The 22,015-nt window shown below is 67.2% G+C and carries 23 protein-coding genes; 18 read left to right on the top strand and 5 right to left on the bottom strand.

Annotated features, from left to right (window positions below; genetic code table 11):
• Positions 1 to 7 precede the first annotated feature (7 nt).
• The 3 genes from OG976_RS19705 (at position 8) to OG976_RS19715 (ending at position 3,004) form a co-directional block, all read left to right on the top strand.
• On the top strand, positions 8 to 895 hold the full coding sequence (locus OG976_RS19705) for a glycosyltransferase family 2 protein (protein ID WP_328352417.1): 888 nt from the start codon (positions 8 to 10) through the stop codon (positions 893 to 895).
• A gap of 5 nt (positions 896 to 900) precedes the next feature.
• Complete coding sequence (locus OG976_RS19710; RefSeq protein ID WP_328363793.1) at positions 901 to 1,977, top strand: NDP-sugar synthase; 1,077 nt, start codon at positions 901 to 903, stop codon at positions 1,975 to 1,977.
• A 118-nt stretch (positions 1,978 to 2,095) separates the two neighbouring features.
• Positions 2,096 to 3,004 carry a DUF559 domain-containing protein gene (locus OG976_RS19715; RefSeq protein WP_328352420.1) on the top strand — a complete coding sequence of 303 codons (909 nt, stop codon included), beginning with the start codon at positions 2,096 to 2,098 and terminating at the stop codon, positions 3,002 to 3,004.
• A gap of 15 nt (positions 3,005 to 3,019) precedes the next feature.
• Here OG976_RS19715 and OG976_RS19720 read toward each other — a convergent pair whose 3' ends face one another.
• From OG976_RS19720 to cofD, 3 genes are read right to left on the bottom strand one after another with little or no spacing between them, the layout of a single operon-like run.
• On the bottom strand, positions 3,020 to 3,562 hold the full coding sequence (locus tag OG976_RS19720) for an NUDIX hydrolase (RefSeq protein WP_328352423.1): 543 nt from the start codon (positions 3,560 to 3,562) through the stop codon (positions 3,020 to 3,022).
• Entirely contained in the window at positions 3,559 to 4,902 is a 1,344-nt protein-coding gene (locus OG976_RS19725; protein ID WP_328352426.1) for a coenzyme F420-0:L-glutamate ligase, read from the bottom strand. Before OG976_RS19725 ends, OG976_RS19720 begins: the two co-directional genes overlap by 4 nt.
• A complete protein-coding gene (cofD, locus tag OG976_RS19730) occupies positions 4,899 to 5,900 on the bottom strand; it encodes a 2-phospho-L-lactate transferase (RefSeq protein WP_328352428.1) in 1,002 nt (333 codons plus the stop codon). The genes OG976_RS19725 and cofD overlap by 4 nt, the downstream gene beginning before the upstream one ends.
• 297 nt (positions 5,901 to 6,197) lie before the next feature.
• On the opposite strand from cofD, the gene OG976_RS19735 reads away from it, so the two are divergent.
• Entirely contained in the window at positions 6,198 to 6,551 is a 354-nt protein-coding gene (locus tag OG976_RS19735; RefSeq protein WP_328363796.1) for a WhiB family transcriptional regulator, read from the top strand.
• Positions 6,552 to 6,558: 7 nt separating this feature from the next.
• On the opposite strand, the gene OG976_RS19740 is transcribed toward OG976_RS19735, so the two are convergent.
• Positions 6,559 to 6,981 (bottom strand): metallopeptidase family protein, encoded by a 423-nt coding sequence (locus OG976_RS19740; protein ID WP_328363799.1) that lies wholly within the window; start codon positions 6,979 to 6,981, stop codon positions 6,559 to 6,561.
• 160 nt (positions 6,982 to 7,141) lie between these two features.
• On the opposite strand from OG976_RS19740, the gene OG976_RS19745 reads away from it, so the two are divergent.
• The 5 genes from OG976_RS19745 (at position 7,142) to OG976_RS19765 (ending at position 12,277) form a co-directional block, all read left to right on the top strand.
• Entirely contained in the window at positions 7,142 to 7,567 is a 426-nt protein-coding gene (locus OG976_RS19745) for a DUF3499 domain-containing protein (protein ID WP_328352430.1), read from the top strand.
• A gap of 76 nt (positions 7,568 to 7,643) precedes the next feature.
• Positions 7,644 to 9,038: a phosphomannomutase/phosphoglucomutase gene (locus OG976_RS19750; protein WP_328352433.1), complete on the top strand. Its 1,395-nt coding sequence runs from the start codon at positions 7,644 to 7,646 to the stop codon at positions 9,036 to 9,038.
• Positions 9,035 to 10,108, top strand: a complete 1,074-nt coding sequence (locus OG976_RS19755; RefSeq protein WP_328352435.1) for a TobH protein — start codon at positions 9,035 to 9,037, stop codon at positions 10,106 to 10,108. The genes OG976_RS19750 and OG976_RS19755 overlap by 4 nt, the downstream gene beginning before the upstream one ends.
• Positions 10,109 to 10,115: 7 nt before the next feature.
• On the top strand, positions 10,116 to 11,342 hold the full coding sequence (manA, locus tag OG976_RS19760) for a mannose-6-phosphate isomerase, class I (RefSeq protein ID WP_328352438.1): 1,227 nt from the start codon (positions 10,116 to 10,118) through the stop codon (positions 11,340 to 11,342).
• A gap of 14 nt (positions 11,343 to 11,356) precedes the next feature.
• Positions 11,357 to 12,277, top strand: a complete 921-nt coding sequence (locus OG976_RS19765) for a cation diffusion facilitator family transporter (protein ID WP_328352441.1) — start codon at positions 11,357 to 11,359, stop codon at positions 12,275 to 12,277.
• On the opposite strand, the gene OG976_RS19770 is transcribed toward OG976_RS19765, so the two are convergent.
• Entirely contained in the window at positions 12,234 to 13,640 is a 1,407-nt protein-coding gene (locus tag OG976_RS19770) for an FAD-dependent oxidoreductase (protein ID WP_328352444.1), read from the bottom strand. The two genes, OG976_RS19765 and OG976_RS19770, sit on opposite strands and share 44 nt — an antisense overlap.
• Positions 13,641 to 13,860: 220 nt before the next feature.
• Between OG976_RS19770 and OG976_RS19775 the strand changes: the two genes are divergently transcribed.
• The 9 genes from OG976_RS19775 to mtrB all read left to right on the top strand — a co-directional run bounded on the left by OG976_RS19775 (position 13,861) and on the right by mtrB (position 21,998).
• The gene (locus OG976_RS19775; protein WP_328363802.1) at positions 13,861 to 15,027 is read left to right on the top strand and encodes an alkane 1-monooxygenase; all 1,167 of its coding nucleotides are present in this window, start codon (positions 13,861 to 13,863) and stop codon (positions 15,025 to 15,027) included.
• Positions 15,024 to 15,197, top strand: a complete 174-nt coding sequence (locus tag OG976_RS19780; protein ID WP_328352447.1) for a rubredoxin — start codon at positions 15,024 to 15,026, stop codon at positions 15,195 to 15,197. The genes OG976_RS19775 and OG976_RS19780 overlap by 4 nt, the downstream gene beginning before the upstream one ends.
• Positions 15,194 to 15,382 carry a rubredoxin gene (locus OG976_RS19785; RefSeq protein ID WP_328352450.1) on the top strand — a complete coding sequence of 63 codons (189 nt, stop codon included), beginning with the start codon at positions 15,194 to 15,196 and terminating at the stop codon, positions 15,380 to 15,382. The genes OG976_RS19780 and OG976_RS19785 overlap by 4 nt, the downstream gene beginning before the upstream one ends.
• An 8-nt stretch (positions 15,383 to 15,390) precedes the next feature.
• On the top strand, positions 15,391 to 16,023 hold the full coding sequence (alkX, locus tag OG976_RS19790; RefSeq protein ID WP_328352453.1) for a TetR family transcriptional regulator AlkX: 633 nt from the start codon (positions 15,391 to 15,393) through the stop codon (positions 16,021 to 16,023).
• A 107-nt stretch (positions 16,024 to 16,130) separates the two neighbouring features.
• On the top strand, positions 16,131 to 17,591 hold the full coding sequence (gene ahcY / locus OG976_RS19795) for an adenosylhomocysteinase (RefSeq protein WP_328352455.1): 1,461 nt from the start codon (positions 16,131 to 16,133) through the stop codon (positions 17,589 to 17,591).
• Between the two features lie 100 nt (positions 17,592 to 17,691).
• The gene (locus OG976_RS19800; RefSeq protein WP_442930551.1) at positions 17,692 to 18,975 is read left to right on the top strand and encodes a lipase family protein; all 1,284 of its coding nucleotides are present in this window, start codon (positions 17,692 to 17,694) and stop codon (positions 18,973 to 18,975) included.
• A 16-nt stretch (positions 18,976 to 18,991) separates the two neighbouring features.
• On the top strand, positions 18,992 to 19,624 hold the full coding sequence (locus OG976_RS19805) for a dTMP kinase (RefSeq protein ID WP_328352461.1): 633 nt from the start codon (positions 18,992 to 18,994) through the stop codon (positions 19,622 to 19,624).
• A 53-nt stretch (positions 19,625 to 19,677) separates the two neighbouring features.
• The gene (gene mtrA / locus OG976_RS19810) at positions 19,678 to 20,364 is read left to right on the top strand and encodes a two-component system response regulator MtrA (RefSeq protein WP_071947075.1); all 687 of its coding nucleotides are present in this window, start codon (positions 19,678 to 19,680) and stop codon (positions 20,362 to 20,364) included.
• The gene (gene mtrB / locus OG976_RS19815) at positions 20,361 to 21,998 is read left to right on the top strand and encodes an MtrAB system histidine kinase MtrB (RefSeq protein WP_328352468.1); all 1,638 of its coding nucleotides are present in this window, start codon (positions 20,361 to 20,363) and stop codon (positions 21,996 to 21,998) included. Before mtrA ends, mtrB begins: the two co-directional genes overlap by 4 nt.
• Positions 21,999 to 22,015: the final 17 nt, after the last annotated feature.

The raw sequence follows: 22,015 nt of genomic DNA on the forward strand, positions 1-22,015 counted from the left end.
CTACGCCGTGACCTCCACCCGCCCGCTCACCGTCGTGACGGTGACGTACTCACCGGGGTCGCATCTGGACCGCTTCCTGTCCTCGCTGACCGTGGCCACCGATCTGCCGCTGACCGTGGTGATGGCCGACAACGGCTCGGTGGACGGCACACCCGAAGAGGCGGTCGATCGCTACCCGGGCACCACCCTGCTGCGCACCGGCGGCAACCTGGGCTACGGCAGCGCCGTCAACCGTGCGGTCGCGACGGTGCCCGCCGACGACGAGTTCGTGATCGTGGCCAACCCCGACGTGGTGTGGGCACCGGGCAGCATCGACGCCCTGCTGGAGGCGGCGCAGCGGTGGCCGCGGGCGGGAACGCTCGGGCCGCTGATCCGCGACCCCGACGGCGCGGTGTATCCGTCGGCGCGCCACCTGCCCAGCCTCGTGCGCGGCGGCATGCACGCGGTGGTCGGCTTCGTGTGGAAGACGAATCCGTGGACCAAGGCCTACCGCCAGGAGCGGGTGGAGCCCAGCGAGCGGCCGGTGGGCTGGTTGTCCGGGTCCTGCCTGCTGATCCGGCGGGCGGCATTCGAGCAGGTCGGCGGCTTCGACGAGCGCTACTTCATGTACATGGAAGACGTCGATCTCGGAGATCGGATCGGTCGGGCCGGATGGCTGAACATCTACGTCCCGGCCGCGGAGATCCTGCATGACAAGGGCCACTCGACGGGGCGTGATCCGGCCCGAAACCTACGCGCCCACCATGAGAGCACCTACATTTATCTCGCGGACCGTCATTTCGGATGGTGGCAGGCGCCGCTGCGGTGGACGATGAAGGGCGCATTGAAGGTGCGCTCCCGTGCGGCGGTGCGTAAATCGAAACGGGAACGGGGAAAAGGGGTGAAGGCTCAGTGAGCGATATGAACCCGGGTGCCGTCGACGCGGTCGTCCTCGTCGGCGGTAAGGGCACCCGGCTGCGGCCGTTGACCCTCTCGGCTGCCAAGCCGATGCTGCCCACCGCCGGGCTGCCGTTCCTCACGCACCTGCTGTCGCGGATCGCCGAAGCCGGCATCGAGCACGTCATCCTCGGCACCTCCTACAAGGCCGCCACATTCGAGGACGAGTTCGGCGACGGCTCCAAGCTCGGCCTGAAGATCGAATACGTCACTGAAGAGCATCCGCTGGGCACCGGCGGCGGTATCGCGAACGTGGTGCCCAAGCTGCGCAACGAGACCGTGATGGTGTTCAACGGCGACGTGCTCTCCGGTATGGACCTGTCCCAGATGCTGGCAGCCCACCACGCCCGCGAAAGCGACCTGACCCTGCACCTGGTGCGGGTGAGCGACCCGCGGGCATTCGGTTGTGTGCCCACCGACGCCGATGGCAACGTCGTGGCGTTCCTGGAGAAGACCGAAGACCCGCCGACCGACCAGATCAACGCCGGCACCTACATCTTCAAGCGCGAGATCATCGATCGCATCCCGCGCGGACGCGAAGTCTCGGTGGAGCGTGAAGTGTTCCCGGCCCTGCTGGCCGACGGTGTCAAGGTGTGCGGGTACGTCGACTCCAGCTACTGGCGGGATATGGGCACACCCGAGGACTTCGTCCGCGGCTCGGCCGATCTGGTTCGCGGGTTGGCGCCCTCGCCGGCGTTGGGCGGGCGGCGCGGGGAGAGCCTGGTGCACGACGGCGCATCGGTGGCGCCGGGCGCGGTGCTGGTCGGCGGCACAGTGGTCGGCCGTGGTGCCGAGATCGGGCCGGGAGTGCGACTGGACGGCGCGGTGATCTTCGACGGGGCCAAGATCGAGGCCGGGTCGGTTGTGGAACGGTCGATCATCGGGTTCGGTGCGCGGATCGGGCCGCGGGCCCTGGTGCGCGACGGCATCATCGGCGACGGTGCCGACATCGGGGCACGCTGCGAATTGCTGCGCGGTGCTCGGGTGTGGCCCGGCGTGACGATCCCCGATTGTGGAATCCGCTACTCGTCGGACATCTAGCCCCGGCCGAGTGGCCACTTATGCCACGGCTCCGGCCGAAAAGCGTGTCATAAGTAGCCACTCGCGGGCCTGTGGATGGGTGACAACCTGACCGGCCTCCGCGTGTCAGGGTGCGGTTATGGCGGTCATCGATGCACCTTTGCGGGGGTCTGAAGCGTTGTCGGCCGGCCTCGTCAGTCGCCGGGCCCTCGCCCGCGACTACCGCCCGATCCACCGTGACGTATACCTACCGCGGGATTGCGTAGTCACCGCCACGGTCAAGGCGAAGGCCGCGTACATCTGGTCGGGAGGTACCGCGACGGTAGCCGGGCTGTCCGCGGCCGCGCTGTTGGGATGTCGCTGGATCGACGATCACCATCCGGCTGAGCTCGTACGACGCAACGGTAAACCGGTGCCGGGCATCGTCATCCATCGCGACATTCTTCACGGCGACGAGGTGTGTCGCGTCGCGGGAATCCCAGTGACGACGCCCGCCAGGACTGCGTTCGACCTGGGGCGTCGCCCAGGGCTCGACATGGCCGTGGTCCGCATCGATGCGTTGTGCAACGCAACCCGGCTGCGCCGTAAAGACATTGATCGTGTGCTGGTTCGACATCGCGGCGCCCGGGGGATCGCCCAATTGCGTGAAGTGCTCGAGCTGGTGGACGGTGGAGCGCAGTCACCTCAAGAGACCCGGACCCGGTTGATCCTGATTCGTGCAGGACTACCGACTCCGGCCACCCAGATCAATGTTCTCGACGACTGCGGTCACTTCGTTGCGCGAGTCGACATGGGGTGGGAACAGTGGAAGGTTGCGGTGGAGTTCGATGGTGCCCACCACTGGACCGACCCCGCGCAGCGCGCCCGGGATATCAACCGCCTGGCCGAACTGGAGGCGTGCGGCTGGCGGATCGTCCGGGTCAGCGGGGACCTGCTACGCCATGCGCCCGGAGTGGTGATCGACCGCGTCGTGGCGGCCCTGATCGCGGCTGGCTGCCCCATCGAGTGGCCACTTATGCCACGGCTCCGGTCGAAAAGCGTGTCATAAGTAGCCACTCGCGGGTCAACGAGTGCGGGAAAGGCCCACTGCCACCAGGTGCGCCAGCGCGCCGTCGGTCCCGGGCGGAAGCGTATCGGCAGTCCACCACGCCAGATCGAGTGACTCGTCGCTGATGGCAATCTGCGCGTTCGCCGGGGCGCGTGCGATGAACTGCAGATCCAGATGACGCGTCGGCACACCCAGCGAGCAGGTCAACGGGTGGACGTGGATGGCGCCGAGGTCGGCGTCGATGCTCAGCCCGTCGATGCCGGACTCCTCGGTGGCTTCGCGCAGCGCGGCCGCGACGATATCGGAATCCTCCGGCTCGCAATGCCCGCCGAGTTGCACCCACCGTCCCAGCCGCGGGTGCAGGGTCAGCAGCACCTTGTCACCGGAATCGGCGACCACCAACGCCGAGGCGGTGATATGGCCTGGTACGCAACTGCGTTGGCAGGCATCCTCGCGGGCGTACAGGAACGCCAGCACCGCGTGCCGAAGCGTGTCCTGGCTGTCATTGGGTGGCTGCCAGTCTGTCAGCAGCTCGATCGCCGAATCCCGCACCGTCATCGGCGCACCAGCAGATCGCCCACCGCAGCGGGATCGCGCGGCTCAGGAGGCTCGACGGGGTAGCCGATCGCGATGGCGCCCAACGGTTCCCACTCCGGCGGCAGCTCGAGTATCTCGCGCACCAGGTCAGCGGCGAAGATCGTCGAGCCGATCCAGCAGCTGCCGACCCCGCGCACTGCCAGCGCCACCAGTAGGCCCTGCACGGCTGCACCGACTGCCACGGTGAACATGGTGTGTTCGGCGGCAGTGCGCACCGGATCCGGATAGCTGTGCGCACCTTCGGGAACCAGGAACGGGATGACGACCTCCGGTGCGTCGTAGAGGATCTGGCCGCGGGCGACCCGCTTCTCGACGCTGTCGGCGGGCCTGCCGTCACCGGTCAGGTCGGCGCGCCAGGCGTCCTTCATCCGGTCCAGGAGCGTGATGCGCCTGCCGCGGTCCTGCAACCAGACGAACCGCACGGGCCGGGTGTGATGGGGCGCCGGTGCGGTCAACGCCTCGGCGACCGCCTCCTCGATGAGGGTCGGATCGACCGCCTCCTCGGCGAAGCGGCGGGTGGAGCGGCGCAGCAGTTGGGCTTGGCGGCGGCCCAACTCGATCGACTCGGCGGTGCCCAGCCAGAACAGGTCGTCCTCGCCGCCGCGCAGCAGTCGCGCCGCGGTGGACCCGTCATCAGGCAGGTGAAGTCCGCGCACCACCGCGATCGGGACCGCGGTGAGCTTGCCCTTGACCAGATCGGCGGCGGCGGCGATCTCGTCGGCGACGGCGACTTCGGTGACGAGCAACTCGTTTCCGTGGGTATCCACCGCGCCTGCGTAGGCATAGAGCACCGGCAGCCCCGCGGCGCCGATCGCGGCGTCGGTCTGCCCGTTACGCCAGGCCCGGCCCATGGTGTCGGTGATCAGGACACCGACATCGACACCGAGCCGCTCACGCAGGGCCGCACGCAAGGCCGCGGCACTGCGATCCGGATCGACCGGAAGCAGCGCCAATTCCGTTGTGCCGATGTTGGACCCGTCGACTCCGGCCGCGGCCTGAACCAGTCCGATTCGATTCTCGGTGATCAGGGTTTTGCCCTTGCGGGCCAGTACCCGCACCGCCTCGTCGTTGATCAGTTTGCGGCGCAGCGCGTCCCGCTCATCAGGGTCGGCGGGGGCGGGCACGATGCGGCCCTCGCACTTGGAGATCACCTTGCTGGTGACGACAAGGATGTCGCCGTCGCGCAACCACTGCGCGGACTCGGCGACCGCCGCTGCCAGATCGTCACCTGGCCGGAACTCGGGAAGTCCCGCAACGGGCAGGATTTCGATGGGTGCGGCGCTGCCATGCTCGCGGCTCACGGGGTCACGCCCGCCAGTTCCAATCCGGCGCGGACCATCTGGGCGGTGACATCGGGGCTGGACATCAGCAGCGGAATGGATTTCACCGTCACGCCGGGGATCTCGGCGTGGTCGCCTTCGGAGATCAGCCAGTAGTCGAGGATCCCGGTTGACGAGCGTGCGCCGTAGTGCCGGCCGACTGCCTGGGAGGACGTTTCGACACCGATCACCGACAGGCATTCGTCGGCCATGCCCCGCAATGGTTTTCCGTGCACGATCGGGGAGTAGCCGACGATCGCCGCGCCGGTGGAGCGCAATGCGGCCCGGATGCCCGGGATGTTGAGGATCGCGCCGATGCTGACCACCGGATTCGACGGTGCCAGCATCACGACGTCGGCGTCGGTGATCGCGTCGACCACACCGGGTCCGGCTTTGGCGGTCTCGGACCCGACGAACGCGAAACTGTGCGTGGGCACTTGCGCTCGATAACGAACCCACCATTCCTGGAAGTGGATTGCCGTGCGCTCACCGGTCTGCGGGTCGTCGATCACCACGTGCGTCTCACACCGGTCGTCACTGGCCGGCAGCAGTCGGGCGCCGGGGGACCAGCGGTGGCACAACGCCTCGGTCACTTGGGACAGCGGATATCCCGCACGCAACATCTGGCTGCGCACCAGATGCGTGGCCAGATCGCGGTCACCGAGACCGAACCAATCCGGCTGAACGCCATAGGCGGCCAATTCCTCCTTGGCGTTCCAGGTTTCGTCGCGATGTCCCCAGCCCCGTTCGGGATCGATCCCGCCGCCCAGGGTGTACATGCACGTGTCCAGATCCGGGCAGATCCGCACGCCGTGCATCCAGGCGTCATCGCCGACGTTGACCACTGCCGTGAGCTCGTGATCAAGATCGCCTGTGGCTCCGGATTTTTGGTCGGCGAACTGACCCAAACCCAGTAATCGCTGCACCCCGAGCAGGAAACGGGCGCCTCCCACGCCGCCGACCAGAACGGTGATCTTCACACCGATCGACACTAGGCGGTCGGGTGTTTGGGCGCGCACGCGGTCACGATCGAGTCACCACCGAGACACGCCGGGGCATCGACTCGCCGAATTGTCCGAGGAAAGTGGTATCAATTTTGGTTCTTTCGCTTGACCGGACCCCCATAGGCGTGTCTAATCACACCAGTGTCATTTCGCGGTCCACCTGCCGTTTTCGGTGTCGCAGACCGAGATTCGACCAGATGTTCGAATTGGGATGGCCACACTCGAATAGTGGGCGACATGCAGGAATCTACGAAACCAGGTGAGGAGGCGGAAATGTCCTATCAGCACTTCATTGGAGCGCTCGGGGCCCCGCACACCATTACCGGCTCGGAGAACTCGGGGGTAACGGCGCGCACTCACTTGAGTTTGGTGCCCGATCCCATCGATGTGCTCCCGATGGAACCGGGGGACGAGCTGTGGCAGGAGAAGGCGCTGTGCGCCCAAACCGACCCTGAGGCGTTTTTCCCGGAGAAGGGCGGCTCCACCCGAGAGGCCAAGCGAATCTGCCTGGGCTGCGAGGTCAAGGACGCGTGCCTCGACTATGCCTTGGCGAAAGATGAGCGCTTCGGCATCTGGGGCGGGCTCTCCGAGCGCGAGCGCCGTCGCCTCAAGCGCGGCATCGTCTAGTCATCGTCTAGTCCTCGTCAAGACTCGGGTCGATGACCGACGGCTCGACCCCGAGATAGGTGGCCACCTGAGCCACCAGAATGTCATGCAGTAAGTCAGTCAGATCGATCGAGTCCTTGGCTCGGCGTTCGATCGGCTTGCGAAACAGCACGATTCGGGCTCGCGTGGAGTTGCCGCGAACATCGACCCCCGCCGGTATCAGCCGCGCCAACGCAATCGGCCCATCAGCCACCACTTCCGGGGGCCACTGGACACTGTCCGGATCCTTGGCCGCGATGCGCGGGATTTCGTCGACCGCGACATCCAAAGCGGTGAGCCGTTGTTGCCACTGCCGCTCGATGGGCTCGTAGGCCTCCAGCACCGCCATGTCGAATCGCTCGGCACGGCTGCGCCAGCCCGGTACCGTCGGCGGCAACAAGGGGCCGCGCATCTCGCGCCCACGGCGGGACCCGGCGCCACCGCCGGATCGACCGCCTCGCCGGGAACTGCGGGAATCGGCCACCGAGCGATCGTAACGGTTGGGAATCGACGCCTCCGCCGCTGCGCGTGTCCGCCCGCCACCTGCAATTGCCGCGCGATAGCCTCACGGCGTGAATGTTGCCCGTCGCTGCTGCAGGCCCGCGTGCCCCCATTACGCGGTGGCGACATTGACGTTCGTCTACTCCGATTCCACAGCCGTCGTCGGACCGCTGGCGGTCAATCGCGAGCCGCACTCCTGGGATCTGTGCATCGGTCACGCCAACCGCATCACCGCCCCGCTCGGCTGGGAGCTGGTGCGCCATGCCGCTCCGCTGCCTGAGTTTCTGGAGGACGACGACCTGGTCGCTCTGGCCGACGCCGTGCGGGAGGGCCGTGAACTGCCCTCCGGGCCGCCGATCGCCGGGTTCTCCGACCCGAGCGGTGCCGCGCACGCCACCGCACCCGGTGCGGGCCTCATGCCGTCGGCGATGCAACACCCGACGACCTCGGGTCGCCGCCGCGGACATCTGCGGGTCCTGCCCGATCCGGCCGACTGAGCCGAGAAGGACACCGCTAACGCGGCCCCTGAACAGATAGGCTGGCGGCCAACAGTTGCCTCAGTCAGGAGACCGCATGCCCAGGGCCGCCGCCGCGGTACGCCGTGTCATCAAGGCCTACGACGTGCGTGGTCTGGTCGGTGAGGAGATCGACGAGGCCTTTGTCGCTGATGTCGGGGCTGCGTTCGCCCGGCTGCTGCGCGACGAGGGCAGCCAGGCCGGCCGGGTTGCCGTCGGTTACGACATGCGGGACAGCTCGCCGACGCTGGCCGCGGCATTCGCCGATGGCGTCACCGGCCAGGGCCTCGACGTGGTGCGCATCGGGCTGGCATCCACCGATCAGCTGTATTTCGCGTCCGGATTCCTGAACTGCCCCGGTGCGATGTTCACCGCCAGCCACAACCCGGCCGCCTACAACGGCATCAAGCTGTGCCGGGCCGGTGCCAAACCGGTCGGCGACGACACCGGGCTGGCGATCATCCGCGACGATCTGATCGCCGGGGTACCGGCCTACGACGGCCCCCGGGGCCAGCTGCATGATCAGGATGTTCTCGAGGACTACGGGCAGTTCCTGCGGTCGCTGGTGAACCTGAGCGAGCTGCGGCCGCTGCGGGTCGCCGTCGATGCGGGCAACGGCATGGCGGGGCACACCACGCCCGCGGTGCTCGGCCCGCTGTCGGCGCTGACGCTGCTGCCGCTGTTCTTCGAACTCGACGGCTCATTTCCCAACCACGAGGCCAACCCGCTGGAGCCGGCCAATCTGGTGGATCTGCAGAAATTCGTGCTGGAGACCAAGGCCGACATCGGCCTGGCCTTCGACGGGGATGCCGACCGGTGTTTCGTCGTCGACGAACGGGGAAATCCGGTCTCGCCGTCGGCGGTGACCGCGCTCGTCGCCGGCCGGGAGCTGGCGCGGGAGATCGGTGCCACGGTGATCCACAACCTGATCACGTCTCGGGCGGTGCCCGAGCTGGTGATCGAGCGCGGCGGCATGCCGGTGCGTTCTCGCGTCGGACACTCCTACATCAAGGCCCTGATGGCCGACACCGGCGCCATCTTCGGCGGTGAGCATTCCGCGCACTACTACTTCCGCGACTTCTGGGGAGCGGATTCGGGGATGCTGGCCGCGCTGCACGTGCTCGCCGCCCTCGGCGAGCAGGACCGCCCGCTGTCGGATCTGATGGCCGACTACCAGCGCTACCAAGCCTCCGGCGAGATCAACTTCCGGGTTGCCGACGCCCCCGCTTGCGTCGAGGCCGTCCTGAAAGATTTTGGCGACCAAGTTGTTTCGCTCGATCACCTCGACGGTGTGACCGTCGACCTCGGCGACGGGGTGTGGTTCAACCTGCGCACCTCCAACACCGAGCCGCTGTTGCGGCTCAACGTCGAGGCGCCCACCTCCGAGGAAGTCGACGGCATCGTCGCCCGGGTGGGTGAGCAGATATCGGCCCACAGTGAGACCGTCACATGAGTTCGCCGCACGCGACGGTGGACTTCGACGACACCGACGGCCTGCTGGAAGCCGACCGCGACGGGCTGTTGCGGGCGGCGGCGATGGCCGGCGCCCAGGTGCGGGCCACCGCGGCCGCCGTCGAGGAGGGTGCGCTGGATTCGGTGCGTGCCGACCGCCCGCGAACGGTGGTCTGGGTAGCCGGCCGGGGTCCGGCCGAGGCGGCGGGCGCGATACTGACCGCCTGCCTCAGTGGTCAGGCCGGCGAGCCGATCGTGGTGGCCGCCGAGTCTCCGCCGTGGATCGGGCCGTTGGACGTTCTGGTCGTGGCAGGCGACGACCCCGCCGATCCGGTATTGGTGAGTGCCGCGGCCACCGCGGTTCGCCGCGGCGCCCGGGTAGTCGTGGCGGCGCCCTACGAGGGGCCGCTGCGCGACGCCACTGCGGGGCGCACCGCGGTGCTGGCTCCGCGGCTGTGGGTGCCCGACGATTTCGGCCTGTGCCGCTACCTGGCCGCGGGTCTGGCCACCCTCGAGGCGGTCGACCCCGCCTTGGGTGCCGATCTGACCGCACTGGCTGACGCACTCGATGCCGAGGCGTTGCGTAACAGCGCCGGCCGCGAAGTGTTCACCAACCCGGCCAAGTCGTTGGCCGAGCGCATGACAGGCCGCCAGCCGGTGCTGGCCGGCGACGGCGCGGCCACGCTGGCGCTGGCCCGGCATGCTGCCGCGGTGCTGTTGCGGGTCGGCCACCAGCCGGTGGCGGCAGCCGGTCTGGCCGATGCACTGGTTGCGCTTCGTGGCGGTGCGGCAAGAGGTTTCGCTGACCCGGTCGACGCGCTGTTCCACGACGAGGAGCTCGACGGGCCGTTGCCGAGCCGAACTCGGGTTTTCGCGCTGACGCTGGCGGCCGAGCGGGCGGTGGTGAGCGCCCGGGTGGCCGGTATGGACGATGTCCAAGTTGTGGGCGCCGAGGACATCGGGGAAGCTGGTTCAGTTCAGGTGCCGGCGGGGCGGGCCGAACAACAGCTGGCGACGCTGGCTGTCCGGTTCGAGATGGCAGCGGTATACCTGAGACTGGCAGGGGGATAGCAGGTCAGTGGAACTGCTACGAGGAGCGATACGCACCTATGCGTGGGGATCACGCACAGCCATCGCCGATTTTACCGGGAGGCCTTCTCCCACAGCGCATCCCGAGGCTGAGCTCTGGCTCGGTGCCCATCCGGGCGACCCGGCGTGCCTGGAGACGGCCGGTACCCAGACGTCGTTGCTCGACGCCGTGCGCTCCGATCCCGAAGGGCAGCTCGGACCCGCGGTGCGGGCGCGCTTCGGCGACGTGTTGCCGTTCCTGGTCAAGGTGCTCGCCGCCGACGAGCCCCTGTCGTTGCAGGCCCACCCCAGCGCGGAGCAGGCGGTCGAGGGTTACCTGCGTGAGGACCGGTTGGGCGTGCCGCTCAATTCGCCGATCCGCAACTACCGCGATCGCAGCCATAAGCCCGAATTGCTGGTTGCCCTCGGGCAATTCGAGGCGCTTGCCGGATTCCGGCCCGCGGCCCGCACGGTGGAGCTGCTGACCGCCCTGGGTGTCGCCAACCTCAACCCGTACATCGCCCTGCTCAGCGGACAGTCCGACGCCGATGGGCTGCGTGCACTGTTCACCACCTGGATCACCGCGCCCCAGCCTGATCTCGACGTCCTGATCCCGGCCGTTCTCGAGGGCGCCGTGAACTATATGCGCTCGGGGGCAACCGAATTCGAGGCAGAGGCCAAGACGGTCCTGGAGTTGGGGGAGCGCTACCCGGGCGACGCCGGGGTGCTGGCCGCGCTGTTGCTCAACCGGATCAGCCTGGCTCCCGGTGAGGCGATCTTTCTGTCGGCCGGCAACCTGCACAGCTACCTGCAGGGTGTCGGTGTGGAGGTGATGGCCAACTCCGACAATGTGCTTCGCGGCGGGTTGACGCCCAAGCACGTCGATGTGCCGGAGTTGTTGCGGGTACTGGACTTCACCCCGGCCGACGACGTGAAGCTGCACCCGCCGACGCATCGCGACGGTATCGAGCTGGTCTACCAGACCCCGGCGCCGGAGTTCGCCACGTCGGTGCTGGTGCTCGACGAGCCGAGTGTGGGGCATGAGATCGACGCGCCGTCGCGCCACGACGGGCCGCAGATTCTGGTGTGCACCGAAGGCACGGTGGTCGTGCGTGCCAAGTCCGACGTGGTCACGCTGCGGCGCGGATCCTCGGCGTGGGTAGCCGCTGATGACGGCCCGATTCGTCTGGAGGCGGGTGAGCCCTCGAAACTGTTTCGGGCTACCGTGGGCCTCTGACGAAGGAGGACCTCATGTCGACCGAGGGCAGTACCAAGGCGATCCTGGCGGCCCTGACCGCCAACGCGGGTATCGCGGCGGCGAAGTTCTTCGGATTCTTCATCACCGGAAGTTCGTCGATGCTCGCCGAGGCGGTTCACTCGGTGGCCGACACCTCCAACCAGGGCCTGCTGCTGTTCGGTCAGCGCCAGGCCCGCAAAGAGGCGGACAGCCTGCACCAGTTCGGTTACGGCCGTAGCCGGTACTTCTATTCGTTCGTCGTGGCCCTGGTGTTGTTCTCCCTCGGCGCGATCTTCGCGCTCTACGAGGGCTACCACAAGATCTCGCACCCCGCGCCGCTGACCTCACCGATGGTGGCAGTGGTGATCCTCGGTGTGGCGATCACCTTGGAGACCTACAGCTTTCGCACCGCGATGGTGGAATCCCGTCCGCTCAAAGGGAAGGGCAGCTGGTGGCAGTTCATCCGCCGCTCGCGTAACCCAGAGCTGCCGGTGGTGCTGTTGGAGGACACCGGCGCGCTGATCGGTCTGGTCTTCGCCCTGGCGGGTGTGGGTTTGACGATCGTGACCGGCGACCCGATCTGGGACGGTGTGGGCACCATGTTCATCGGCGCCCTGCTGGGGGTGATCGCGATCATTCTCATGGTCGAGATGCACAGCCTCCTCATCGGTGAGGGCGCCACCGCCGAGGAGTGCAGTGCGATTCAGGCCGCCCTCGAGCAGACCCCGCATGTGGACCGCGTGATCCACCTCCGCACCCAGTACCTGGGCCCCGAGGAAATGCTTGTCGGTGCCAAGATCGCGCTCGCTGCCAACATCGATCTGGCGACCGTGGCCGCCACCATCGACAACGCCGAGGCGGCGGTGCGGGCCAAGGTGCCCGCCGCCGCCGTCATCTACCTGGAACCGGATCTCGATCGCGCGCTGACCCGCTAGCGGTGCGCCGCTGGGCCCACCACAGCGTCATGTTGTGGCGCACCGCCTCACCGACGATCCGCGGCGAGGGCGCCATGTACAGGCTGTCGAGCAGGCTGAAACGGCGCAGGAACCACTCCGCCAGAACGGGATTCGTCTCGGCGGCGCCGAGGAACTGATCGAAGAGCTCACCCACCGGGCGGTACCACCACGGCGTACGGCCCCGGGCGCCGTGCAGAACGAGGTCACCTATCGCGGTCATGGTCCACACCGGATACGTCACCCGTGCCGTCGCGCGGTTCAGCTCGGTAGCCAATTCGTCTGTGCCCGAGTCTAATAGGCGACGCAGCTGTGCTGCCTGGAGGAAGCTCATGGTCATGCCCTGCCCGTAGGTCGGGTTGTGACTGGCCACGGCGTCGCCGACGGGGACGATCCCGGCCGGAAAGCGGCGCAGCTTGTCATACCTGCGCCAGCGGCTGGCGGGATAGCGGTGGAAGGCGACCTCGCCCACCGGCTCGGCGGCGGCGATCGCGTTGACGTGCGCTTGGGGTAATAGCTTGGCGGCCAGCGAGCACATCTCGCTGAGGTTCTGTGGCACGGGCGTATTGCCCACCGTGAACGTGGTCAGTCCCCAGGTGTGGTCCTCGTAGAACAGCATGCCCAAACCGGCCGGCTGCTCGCGGGAGGCGCCCGCAACCACGACCTTCTCGGCGAGCAGGCCGTCGGGAATTGTTAATTGCATTGTGGCATAGGTGATCCCGACATCGATGCTGTCCTCGCGTGGTCTGGCGAAGCCCCATTCATCGAGCCATGCCGGCAACCGGGTGCCGCGGCCGGTGGCGTCGACGACCAGGTCGCAGCTCTCGAAGACCTGGCCGCCGCCGGGCTCGGCCAGCAGCACACCGGTGACCCGCTGGCGCTCACCGTCGAAGCGAGGGGCGTTGACATCCCGGCGCCGGATCGCCACGTTCGGCAGCGCCGTGGTGCGCCGGCGGATCTGAAACTCCAGTTGCTTGCGGCTGGGCACATAGGTGGTGAACTCACGGCGCAGCCGGTGTGGGGTGCCCAGGACGTGACCGGCCGCACCGAAGTGGATGCTCTCGGGCCGGTTGTCGAGCTTGGGAACGCCGGCGGCCACCATGGCGTCGAGCAGCCCCGGATAGAGCGACTCGAGTTCGGCGGCCCCCCTGGCCATCAGGACGTGCACATGGCGGTCCTGGGGCACGGCATCTCGGTGGGCGGGAGCGTCGGGCAACGTGTCGCGGTCGTACACCGTCACCCGGTCGAAGAACTCCGAGAGCACCCGGGCCGTGCAGAGTCCGGCGATGCTCGCGCCGATGACGATTGCGTGGTGTCGCTGCGCGGGTTCGGTTGGTCTGCCCATGCCGGTCCTCGTACCCTCCCGCTTCGCCGGCCAACCCGGACCAGCAACTTTACAAAAGGATGGCGTTTGTCTAGACAGCCGACAAATCAACCTCTATAGTCAACTCATCAATGGTGATGGCACTCACATGGAGGTATTGGTCGTGACGTCTCAGTTGGATGCCGGCACTGCCCGGGTCGAACCCACGCAGTGGCGGGACAAGAAGCGCTACCTGTGGCTGATGGGCCTGATCGCGCCCACAGCACTGATCGTGGTGCTGCCCGTCGTCTGGGGGATGAACCAGCTCGGCTGGACCGCCGCTTCGCAGGTGTTCTTCTGGGTCGGGCCGTTCCTGATCTACATGCTGCTGCCCGCGCTGGACCTCAAGTTCGGTCGCGACGGCCAGAACCCGCCCGACGAGGTGATGGAGTATCTGGAGAACGACAAGTACTACCGGTACTGCACCTACATCTTCATCCCGTTCCAGTTCGTCAGCCTGATCTTCGGCGCCTACATGTTCACCGCGTCGAACCTGAGCTGGCTGGGCTACGAGGGCGGCCTGAGCTGGTTCGCCAAGATCGGCCTGGCGCTCTCGGTCGGCGTGCTCGGCGGCACCGGCATCAACACCGCCCACGAACTGGGGCACAAGAAGGAGTCGCTGGAGCGCTGGCTGTCGAAGGTGACGCTGGCTCAGACCTGCTACGGCCACTTCTACATCGAGCACAACCGCGGCCACCACGTCCGTGTCGCCACCCCGGAGGATCCGGCGTCGTCGCGATTCGGTGAGACGTTCTGGGAGTTCCTGCCCCGCAGTGTCTGGGGGAGCGCCCGGTCGGCCGTCAAGCTCGAGGCGGCCCGTATCCGCCGGCTCGGCAAGAGCCCCTGGGACCCCCGGACCTGGCTGGGTAACGACGTGCTCAACGCCTGGCTGATGTCGGCGGTGCTCTTCGGTGCGCTGATCGCGGTGTTCGGTCCCGCCCTGATCCCGTTCCTGATCATCCAGGCGGTGTTCGGCTTCGCCATGCTCGAGTCGGTCAACTACCTCGAGCATTACGGGCTGCTGCGGCAGAAGAACGAGAACGGCCGTTACGAGCGCTGCTCCCCCCAGCACAGCTGGAACTCCGACCACCTGGTGACCAACCTGTTCCTCTACCACCTGCAGCGGCACAGCGATCACCATGCCAACCCGACCCGGCGCTACCAGACGCTGCGCAGCATGGACGAGGCGCCCGAACTGCCGACGGGCTACGCGACCCTGATCGGCGTCACCTACCTGCCCTGGGTGTGGCGCAGGATGATGGACCACCGCGTGCTGGAGCACTACAAGGGTGACATCACCAAGGTGAACATCGACCCGCGGCGCCGCGAGAAGATCCTGGCCCGCTATGGCGCGGGGGCCGGCGCATGAGCTCCTACAAGTGCCCGGTGTGTGACTACGTCTACGACGAGGCCAAAGGTGCCGCCCGGGAAGGCTTCCCGGCCGGCACCACCTGGGCCGACGTTCCGGACGACTGGTGCTGCCCGGACTGCGGTGTACGGGAGAAGATCGACTTCGAAGCAATGGAGGTCAGCAAATGAGTGCGAGTGACTACAAACTGTTCATCTGCGTGCAGTGCGGATTCGAGTACGACGAGGCCAAGGGCTGGCCCGAAGACGGGATCGCACCGGGCACCCGCTGGGACGACATCCCCGACGACTGGAGTTGCCCGGACTGCGGCGCGGCCAAGTCCGACTTCGAAATGGTGGAAGTCGCCCGCGGGTGACACCTGCGATGTCAGCTACGCTCGCGCGTGTGACGAGGCCTCGGGTTCCCTATCCCGAGGCCTCGCGTGCGTTGCTACGGGATTCGGTGCTCGACGCCATGCGCGAGGAACTGCTCACCAAGGACTGGTCGGCGATCACCCTGTCCGATGTGGCCCGCACCGCCGGCATCAGCCGGCAGACCATCTACAACGAGTTCGGCTCCCGGCAGGGCCTGGCGCAGGGGTACGCCCTGCGGCTGGCCGATCGTCTCGTCGACGCCATCAACGACGCGATCACCTCCAACGTCGGCAACGTCTTTGCGGCGTTCTCCGAGGGCTTTCGGATGTTCTTCACCGAGTCGGCCGCCGACCCGCTGGTGATCTCCCTGCTCACCGGTGTCGCCAAGCCCGACCTGCTGCAGATGATCACCACCGACAGCGCGCCGATCATCACCCGAGCCTCCGAGCGGCTGACCGCCGCGTTCATCGACAGCTGGGTCGGCGCCAGCGACGAGGACGCCGGGGTGCTGGCCCGGGCGATCGTCCGGCTGGCGATGAGCTACATCTCGATGCCGCCGGAAGCCAACCACAACGTCGCCGCAGACCTGGCCCGTTTGATGACGCCGTTCGCCGAACGCTACGGTGTTATGGATATTCCCTAGCTGTCAGAGCGCCGACGCGCCTGTCCCGCGAGCCCGCAGGCTGGGGGTGTCGCCACCGCGCATCTGCGCGCTCACCGGCAATGAACGAATGAAGAGGGCTCTATTCCATGTCTGAACTGACCGCCGATACCCGCAACGGCATCGACTTCAAGGTCGCCGACCTGTCCCTGGCCGAGTTCGGCCGCAAGGAGATCCGGCTCGCCGAGCACGAGATGCCCGGCCTGATGTCGCTGCGTCGCGAATACGCCGACGTGCTGCCGCTCAAGGGCGCGCGCATCTCCGGCTCGCTGCACATGACCGTGCAGACCGCCGTGCTCATCGAGACCCTGGTCTCGCTCGGTGCCGAGGTCCGCTGGGCGTCGTGCAACATCTTCTCCACCCAGGACCATGCCGCCGCCGCGACCGTCGTCGGCCCGCACGGCACCCCGGAGGAGCCCAAGGGTGTGCCGATCTTCGCCTGGAAGGGCGAGACGCTCGAGGAGTACTGGTGGGCGGCTGAGCAGATGCTCACCTGGCCTGGCGAACCCGCGAACATGATCCTCGACGACGGCGGTGACGCCACCATGCTGGTGCTGCGCGGCGCCCAGTTCGAGAAGGCCGGCGTGGTCCCGCCCGCCGAGGACGACTCCTCCGCGGAGTACAAGGTGTTCCTCAGCCTGCTGCGCGAACGCTTCGAGACCGACAAGACCAAGTGGACCACGATCGCCGAGTCGGTCCAGGGCGTCACCGAGGAGACCACCACCGGTGTGCTGCGGCTCTACCAGTTCGCCGCCGCCGGTGAGCTGGTGTTCCCCGCCATCAACGTCAACGATTCGGTAACCAAGAGCAAGTTCGACAACAAGTACGGCACCCGGCATTCGCTCATCGACGGCATCAACCGCGGCACCGACGTGCTGATCGGTGGCAAGGCCGCGCTGGTGTGCGGCTACGGCGACGTCGGCAAGGGCTGCGCCGAGGCGCTCAAGGCCCAGGGCGCCCGCGTCGCGGTCACCGAGATCGATCCGATCAACGCGCTGCAGGCCCTGATGGACGGCTTCGAGGTCAAGACGGTCGAGGAGGCCATCGGCTGGGCCGACATCGTCATCACCGCGACCGGCAACCAGGGCATCATCACCCTCGATCACATGCGCTCGATGAAGCACCAGGCGATCCTGGGCAACATCGGACACTTCGACGACGAGATCGAAATGGCCCGGCTCGAGAGCGATGCGGATATCCGCCGGATCAACATCAAGCCCCAGGTTGACGAGTTCGTGTTCCCGGACGGCCATTCCATCATCGTGCTGTCCGAGGGCAGGCTGCTCAACCTGGGCAACGCCACCGGCCATCCGTCGTTCGTGATGAGCAACAGCTTCTCCAACCAGGTCATCGCCCAGATCGAGCTGTGGACCAAGAACGACGAGTACGACAACGAGGTCTACCGGCTGCCCAAGCATCTTGACGAGAAGGTCGCCAAGATCCACGTCGAAGCCCTCGGCGGTTCGCTGACCAGGCTGACCAAGGAGCAGGCCGAGTACATCGGCGTCGACGTCGAAGGCCCGTACAAGCCCGAGCACTACCGGTACTGATCCCGCACGATTCTGCGTACAGATCGCCGTGTGACCGAAATCGGCGATCTGTGCGCAGACTCGATGTAACCTCCGCCAGGTGCGATGGACGCGGTGGGTAATTGTCGTATGTGTCGGTGCCGCAACGGCATTCCCGCCACCGGCGCATGCTGACCGCGCCTGGGACCCGTACTACAACGAAGACGAGTACACCGAGTTCTATACGCCACCGAATCCGTTGCCGCCGCAGCTGCAACCGGGCGATATCGTCCGCAGTGAACCCTCGCGGCTGGTGCTCGAGCCCTCCGGTCAACTCGGTGCGATCATGGCCACCGGAACCCGGGTCATGTACCGCAGCACCGACGGCCGCGGGAATCCCGACGTCGTCACCGGCACCTACTTCGAACCCGACAACGACTGGCCGGGGGCGGGGCCGCGTCCACTGATCGTCTACGGGCCGGGCACTCAGGGCCAAGGTGACCAGTGCGCGCCGTCGCGTCAGTTCAACCAGGGCTTCCACTGGGCGCCGTATCTGGATTTCACGTTCAACTACGAGGAGATGTTCGTCGCGACGATGGTGGCGCGGGGCTTCGCCATCTTCATGACCGACTACGAGGGCCTGGGCACGATCGGCGTCCAGCACACCTACGTCAACCGTCTCTCCGAGGGTCACGCCATGCTCGACGGCGCCCGGGCCGCGATGCGGCTCCCAGATACCTCGCTGAATCCACATGGGCCGGTTGCCTTTTGGGGCTACTCGCAAGGCGGCGGGGCGGCCGCCTCGGCTGCCGAGCTGGCCGCGACGTATGCCCCCGAGGAGCATGTCGTCGGCACCTATGCCGGTGCCCCGCCCGCCGATCTGAAGGAACTGTTTCCCTACGCCGACGGCAGTGCGCTGGTGGGGGTGGTGGGGTACGCACTGAACTCGGTGATCGCCGCCTACCCCGAGCACGCCGACGAGATCCGCGCGACCCTGACCCCGCGTGGCGAGGACATGCTGAACAAGGTCGCCGACCAGTGCGTGGCAGAGACGTTGACCAAGTTCATGTTTCGCCATCTGCAGCCCTACTTCAACCGGGACCTCACCGAGCTGGTGAACTCCGAGCCGTTCTCCAGCATCTTCGACGAGCAGCGGATCGGCCGGCTCAAGCCCAACGCGCCGGTGCTCATCAACAGCAACCGCTACGACCCGCTGGTGCCGTGGACAGGCGCCAACCAACTCGGCCGCGACTGGTGTGCCCAGGGCGCCGACGTCGAATTCCGCACCAACGAGGAACCGCCGTTCCTGAACAAGGCGGTGGTCAATCATGCGCTGCCGATGCTGGTCGACGGTGAGGCCGCGATGCAGTGGATCGCCGACCGATTCAACGGGCTGCCGACCGCACCGAACTGCGGCCGGTTCTGAGCACTAGGCTCGCTGCGTGCTGATCGTCATCGAAGGCCTCGACGGAGCAGGCAAGCGCACGCTGACTCGCGGACTGCAGCAGGCCTTCGAGGCTGACGGCCGGTCGGTGACGACGTTGGCCTTCCCCCGCTACGGCGAGTCCATCCACGCCGACCTCGCCAGCGAGGCGCTGCACGACCGGCACGGCGACCTCGCCGAATCCGTCTACGCGATGGCGGTGCTGTTCGCCCTCGACCGGGCCGGCGCCAAAGAGCACATCGCGACGCTGTGCGCGGACTACGACGTCGTCATCCTGGATCGCTACGTCGCCTCCAACGCCGCCTACAGCGCGGCGCGGCTTTACCAGGGCGGCTCCGGTGAGGTGGTGTCGTGGGTGGGCGACCTGGAGTACGGCCGGTTCGGGCTGCCCAAGCCCGACCGCCAGATCCTGCTCGACGCCTCGGTCGAGCTGGCCGCCCAGCGGGCCCGGCAGCGCGCCGAGCAGGAGGCCGAGCGGGCCCGCGATGTCTACGAGCGCGACGACGGGCTGCAGCAGCGCACCGCCGCGGTGTATGCCGAACTGGCCGCCGCGGATTGGGGCGGCCCGTGGGTGATCATCGAGCCCGACATCGACCCCACCGAGCTGGCCCGGTCGTTGCACGCAGGGTAAATGTCGTGACGCGCCCGTGTGGTAGCCGGGGTTTGTCGCGATTCGGTGACACCATGGACACCATGAGGCAAAGGATTCTGGTTGTCGACGACGATCCGTCGTTGGCCGAGATGCTCACCATCGTGCTGCGGGGTGAGGGTTTCGACACCGCGGTCATCGGCGACGGTTCGCAGGCGCTGACGGCGGTGCGTGAATTGCGCCCCGACCTGGTGCTACTGGATCTCATGCTGCCCGGTATGAACGGCATCGACGTGTGCCGGGTGCTGCGGGCGGACTCCGGTGTGCCGATCGTGATGCTGACGGCCAAGACCGACACCGTTGACGTCGTGCTGGGCCTGGAGTCGGGCGCTGACGACTACGTGATGAAGCCCTTCAAGCCGAAGGAGCTCGTCGCGCGGGTCCGGGCGCGTCTGCGCCGCAACGAGGACGAGCCGGCCGAGATGCTCTCGATCGCCGACATCGACATTGATGTGCCTGCTCACAAGGTGACCCGCGAGGGCGAGCAGATTTCGCTGACGCCGCTGGAGTTCGACCTGCTGGTGGCGTTGGCGCGTAAACCGCGGCAGGTGTTTACTCGAGATGTGCTGCTCGAACAGGTGTGGGGTTATCGACACCCCGCCGACACCCGTTTGGTGAACGTGCACGTCCAGCGGTTGCGCGCCAAGGTCGAGAAGGACCCGGAGAACCCGCAAGTGGTGCTCACCGTTCGAGGAGTGGGATACAAGGCCGGACCGCCGTGATCCGAGCGCGCGTTCGCGGTCCCTGGGGGCGATCCGGCCCCTTGGTTCGGGGCACGAGCGCGCTGAGTCGGGCCGTCGCGCAGATTTGGCGCCGCTCGCTTCAGTTGCGGGTGGTCGTGTTGACGCTCGGGCTGTCGCTGGCTGTGATCCTGGTGCTGGGATTCGTGCTCACCAGTCAGATCACCAACCGCGTGCTCGACGTGAAGGTGCATGCCGCGACCGAGGAGATCGACAGGGCGCGCAACACCGTCAGCGGAATCGTCAGTGGTGAAGAGGCGCGCTCGCTGGACAGCAGCCTGCAATTGGCCCGCAACACCCTGATCTCCAAAACAGGTCAGTCGTCGGGGGCCGCGCTGGCCGGCACTTTCGACGCAGTCCTGATGGTGCCCGGTGACGGGCCGCGGGCGGCGACGGCGACCGGACCCGTCGAGCAGATCCCGAAGTCGTTGCGCGACTTCGTCAAAGCCGGTCAGGTCTCCTACCAGTACTCGACGGTGCGCACCGAGTCGTTCTCCGGCCCGGCGCTGCTGATCGGAACCCCGGTGCCGGCACGGGTGCCCAATCTCGAGCTCTATCTGGTGTTCCCGCTCAACAGCGAGGAAAGCACCATCACCCTGGTGCGGGGCACCATGGTCACCGGTGGTCTGGTGCTGCTGGTGTTGCTGTCCGGCATCGCGCTGCTGGTCTCCCGCCAGGTGGTGCTGCCGGTGCGCTCGGCGTCACGGATCGCCGAACGGTTCGCCGAAGGCCATCTTTCCGAGCGGATGCCGGTGCGCGGCGAGGACGATATGGCGCGGCTGGCGGTGTCGTTCAATGACATGGCCGAGAGCCTGCAACGCCAGATCACCCAGCTCGAGGAGTTCGGCAACCTGCAACGTCGGTTCACCTCCGACGTCAGCCACGAGTTGCGCACCCCGCTGACGACGGTGCGGATGGCCGCCGACCTGATCCACGACCACGCCGAGGAACTCGATCCGTCGCTGCGGCGCTCGACCGAGCTGATGGTCAACGAACTCGACCGGTTCGAGACCCTGCTCAACGACCTGCTCGAGATCTCCCGGCACGACGCCGGTGTGGCCGAGCTGTCGGTGGAAGCGGTGGACCTTCGCTCGACGGTGAAAAGCGCGCTGGGCAACGTCGGGCATCTGGCCGACGACGCCGGAGTCGAGCTGCAGGTCGAACTGCCCGAGCAGGAGGTCATCGCCGAGGTCGACCCCCGCCGGGTGGAACGGATCCTGCGCAACCTCATCGCCAACGCCATCGACCATGCCGAACGCAGGCCGGTGCGTATCCGGATGGCCGCCGACGAGGACACCGTCGCGGTCACGGTCCGCGACTTCGGCGTCGGCTTGCGCCCCGGTGAGGAGAAGCTGGTGTTCAGCCGGTTCTGGCGATCCGACCCCTCGCGGGTGCGCCGCTCAGGCGGAACGGGGCTGGGTCTGGCGATCAGCATCGAGGACGCCCGGCTGCACCAGGGCCGCTTGGAGGCGTGGGGCGAGCCCGGCAAGGGAGCCTGTTTCCGGCTGACGCTGCCGCTGGTGCGTGGACACAAGGTCACCACCAGTCCGTTGCCGTTGAAACCCGTTGCGACAGAACGCCTGCGGCAGCGCGAGCCCGCGCAGGAGAGCGTGTGACACGCCGGTTGCTGGCC

Origin of the sequence: Mycobacterium sp. NBC_00419 (assembly GCF_036023875.1) — a bacterium.
GTDB lineage: Bacteria > Actinomycetota > Actinomycetes > Mycobacteriales > Mycobacteriaceae > Mycobacterium.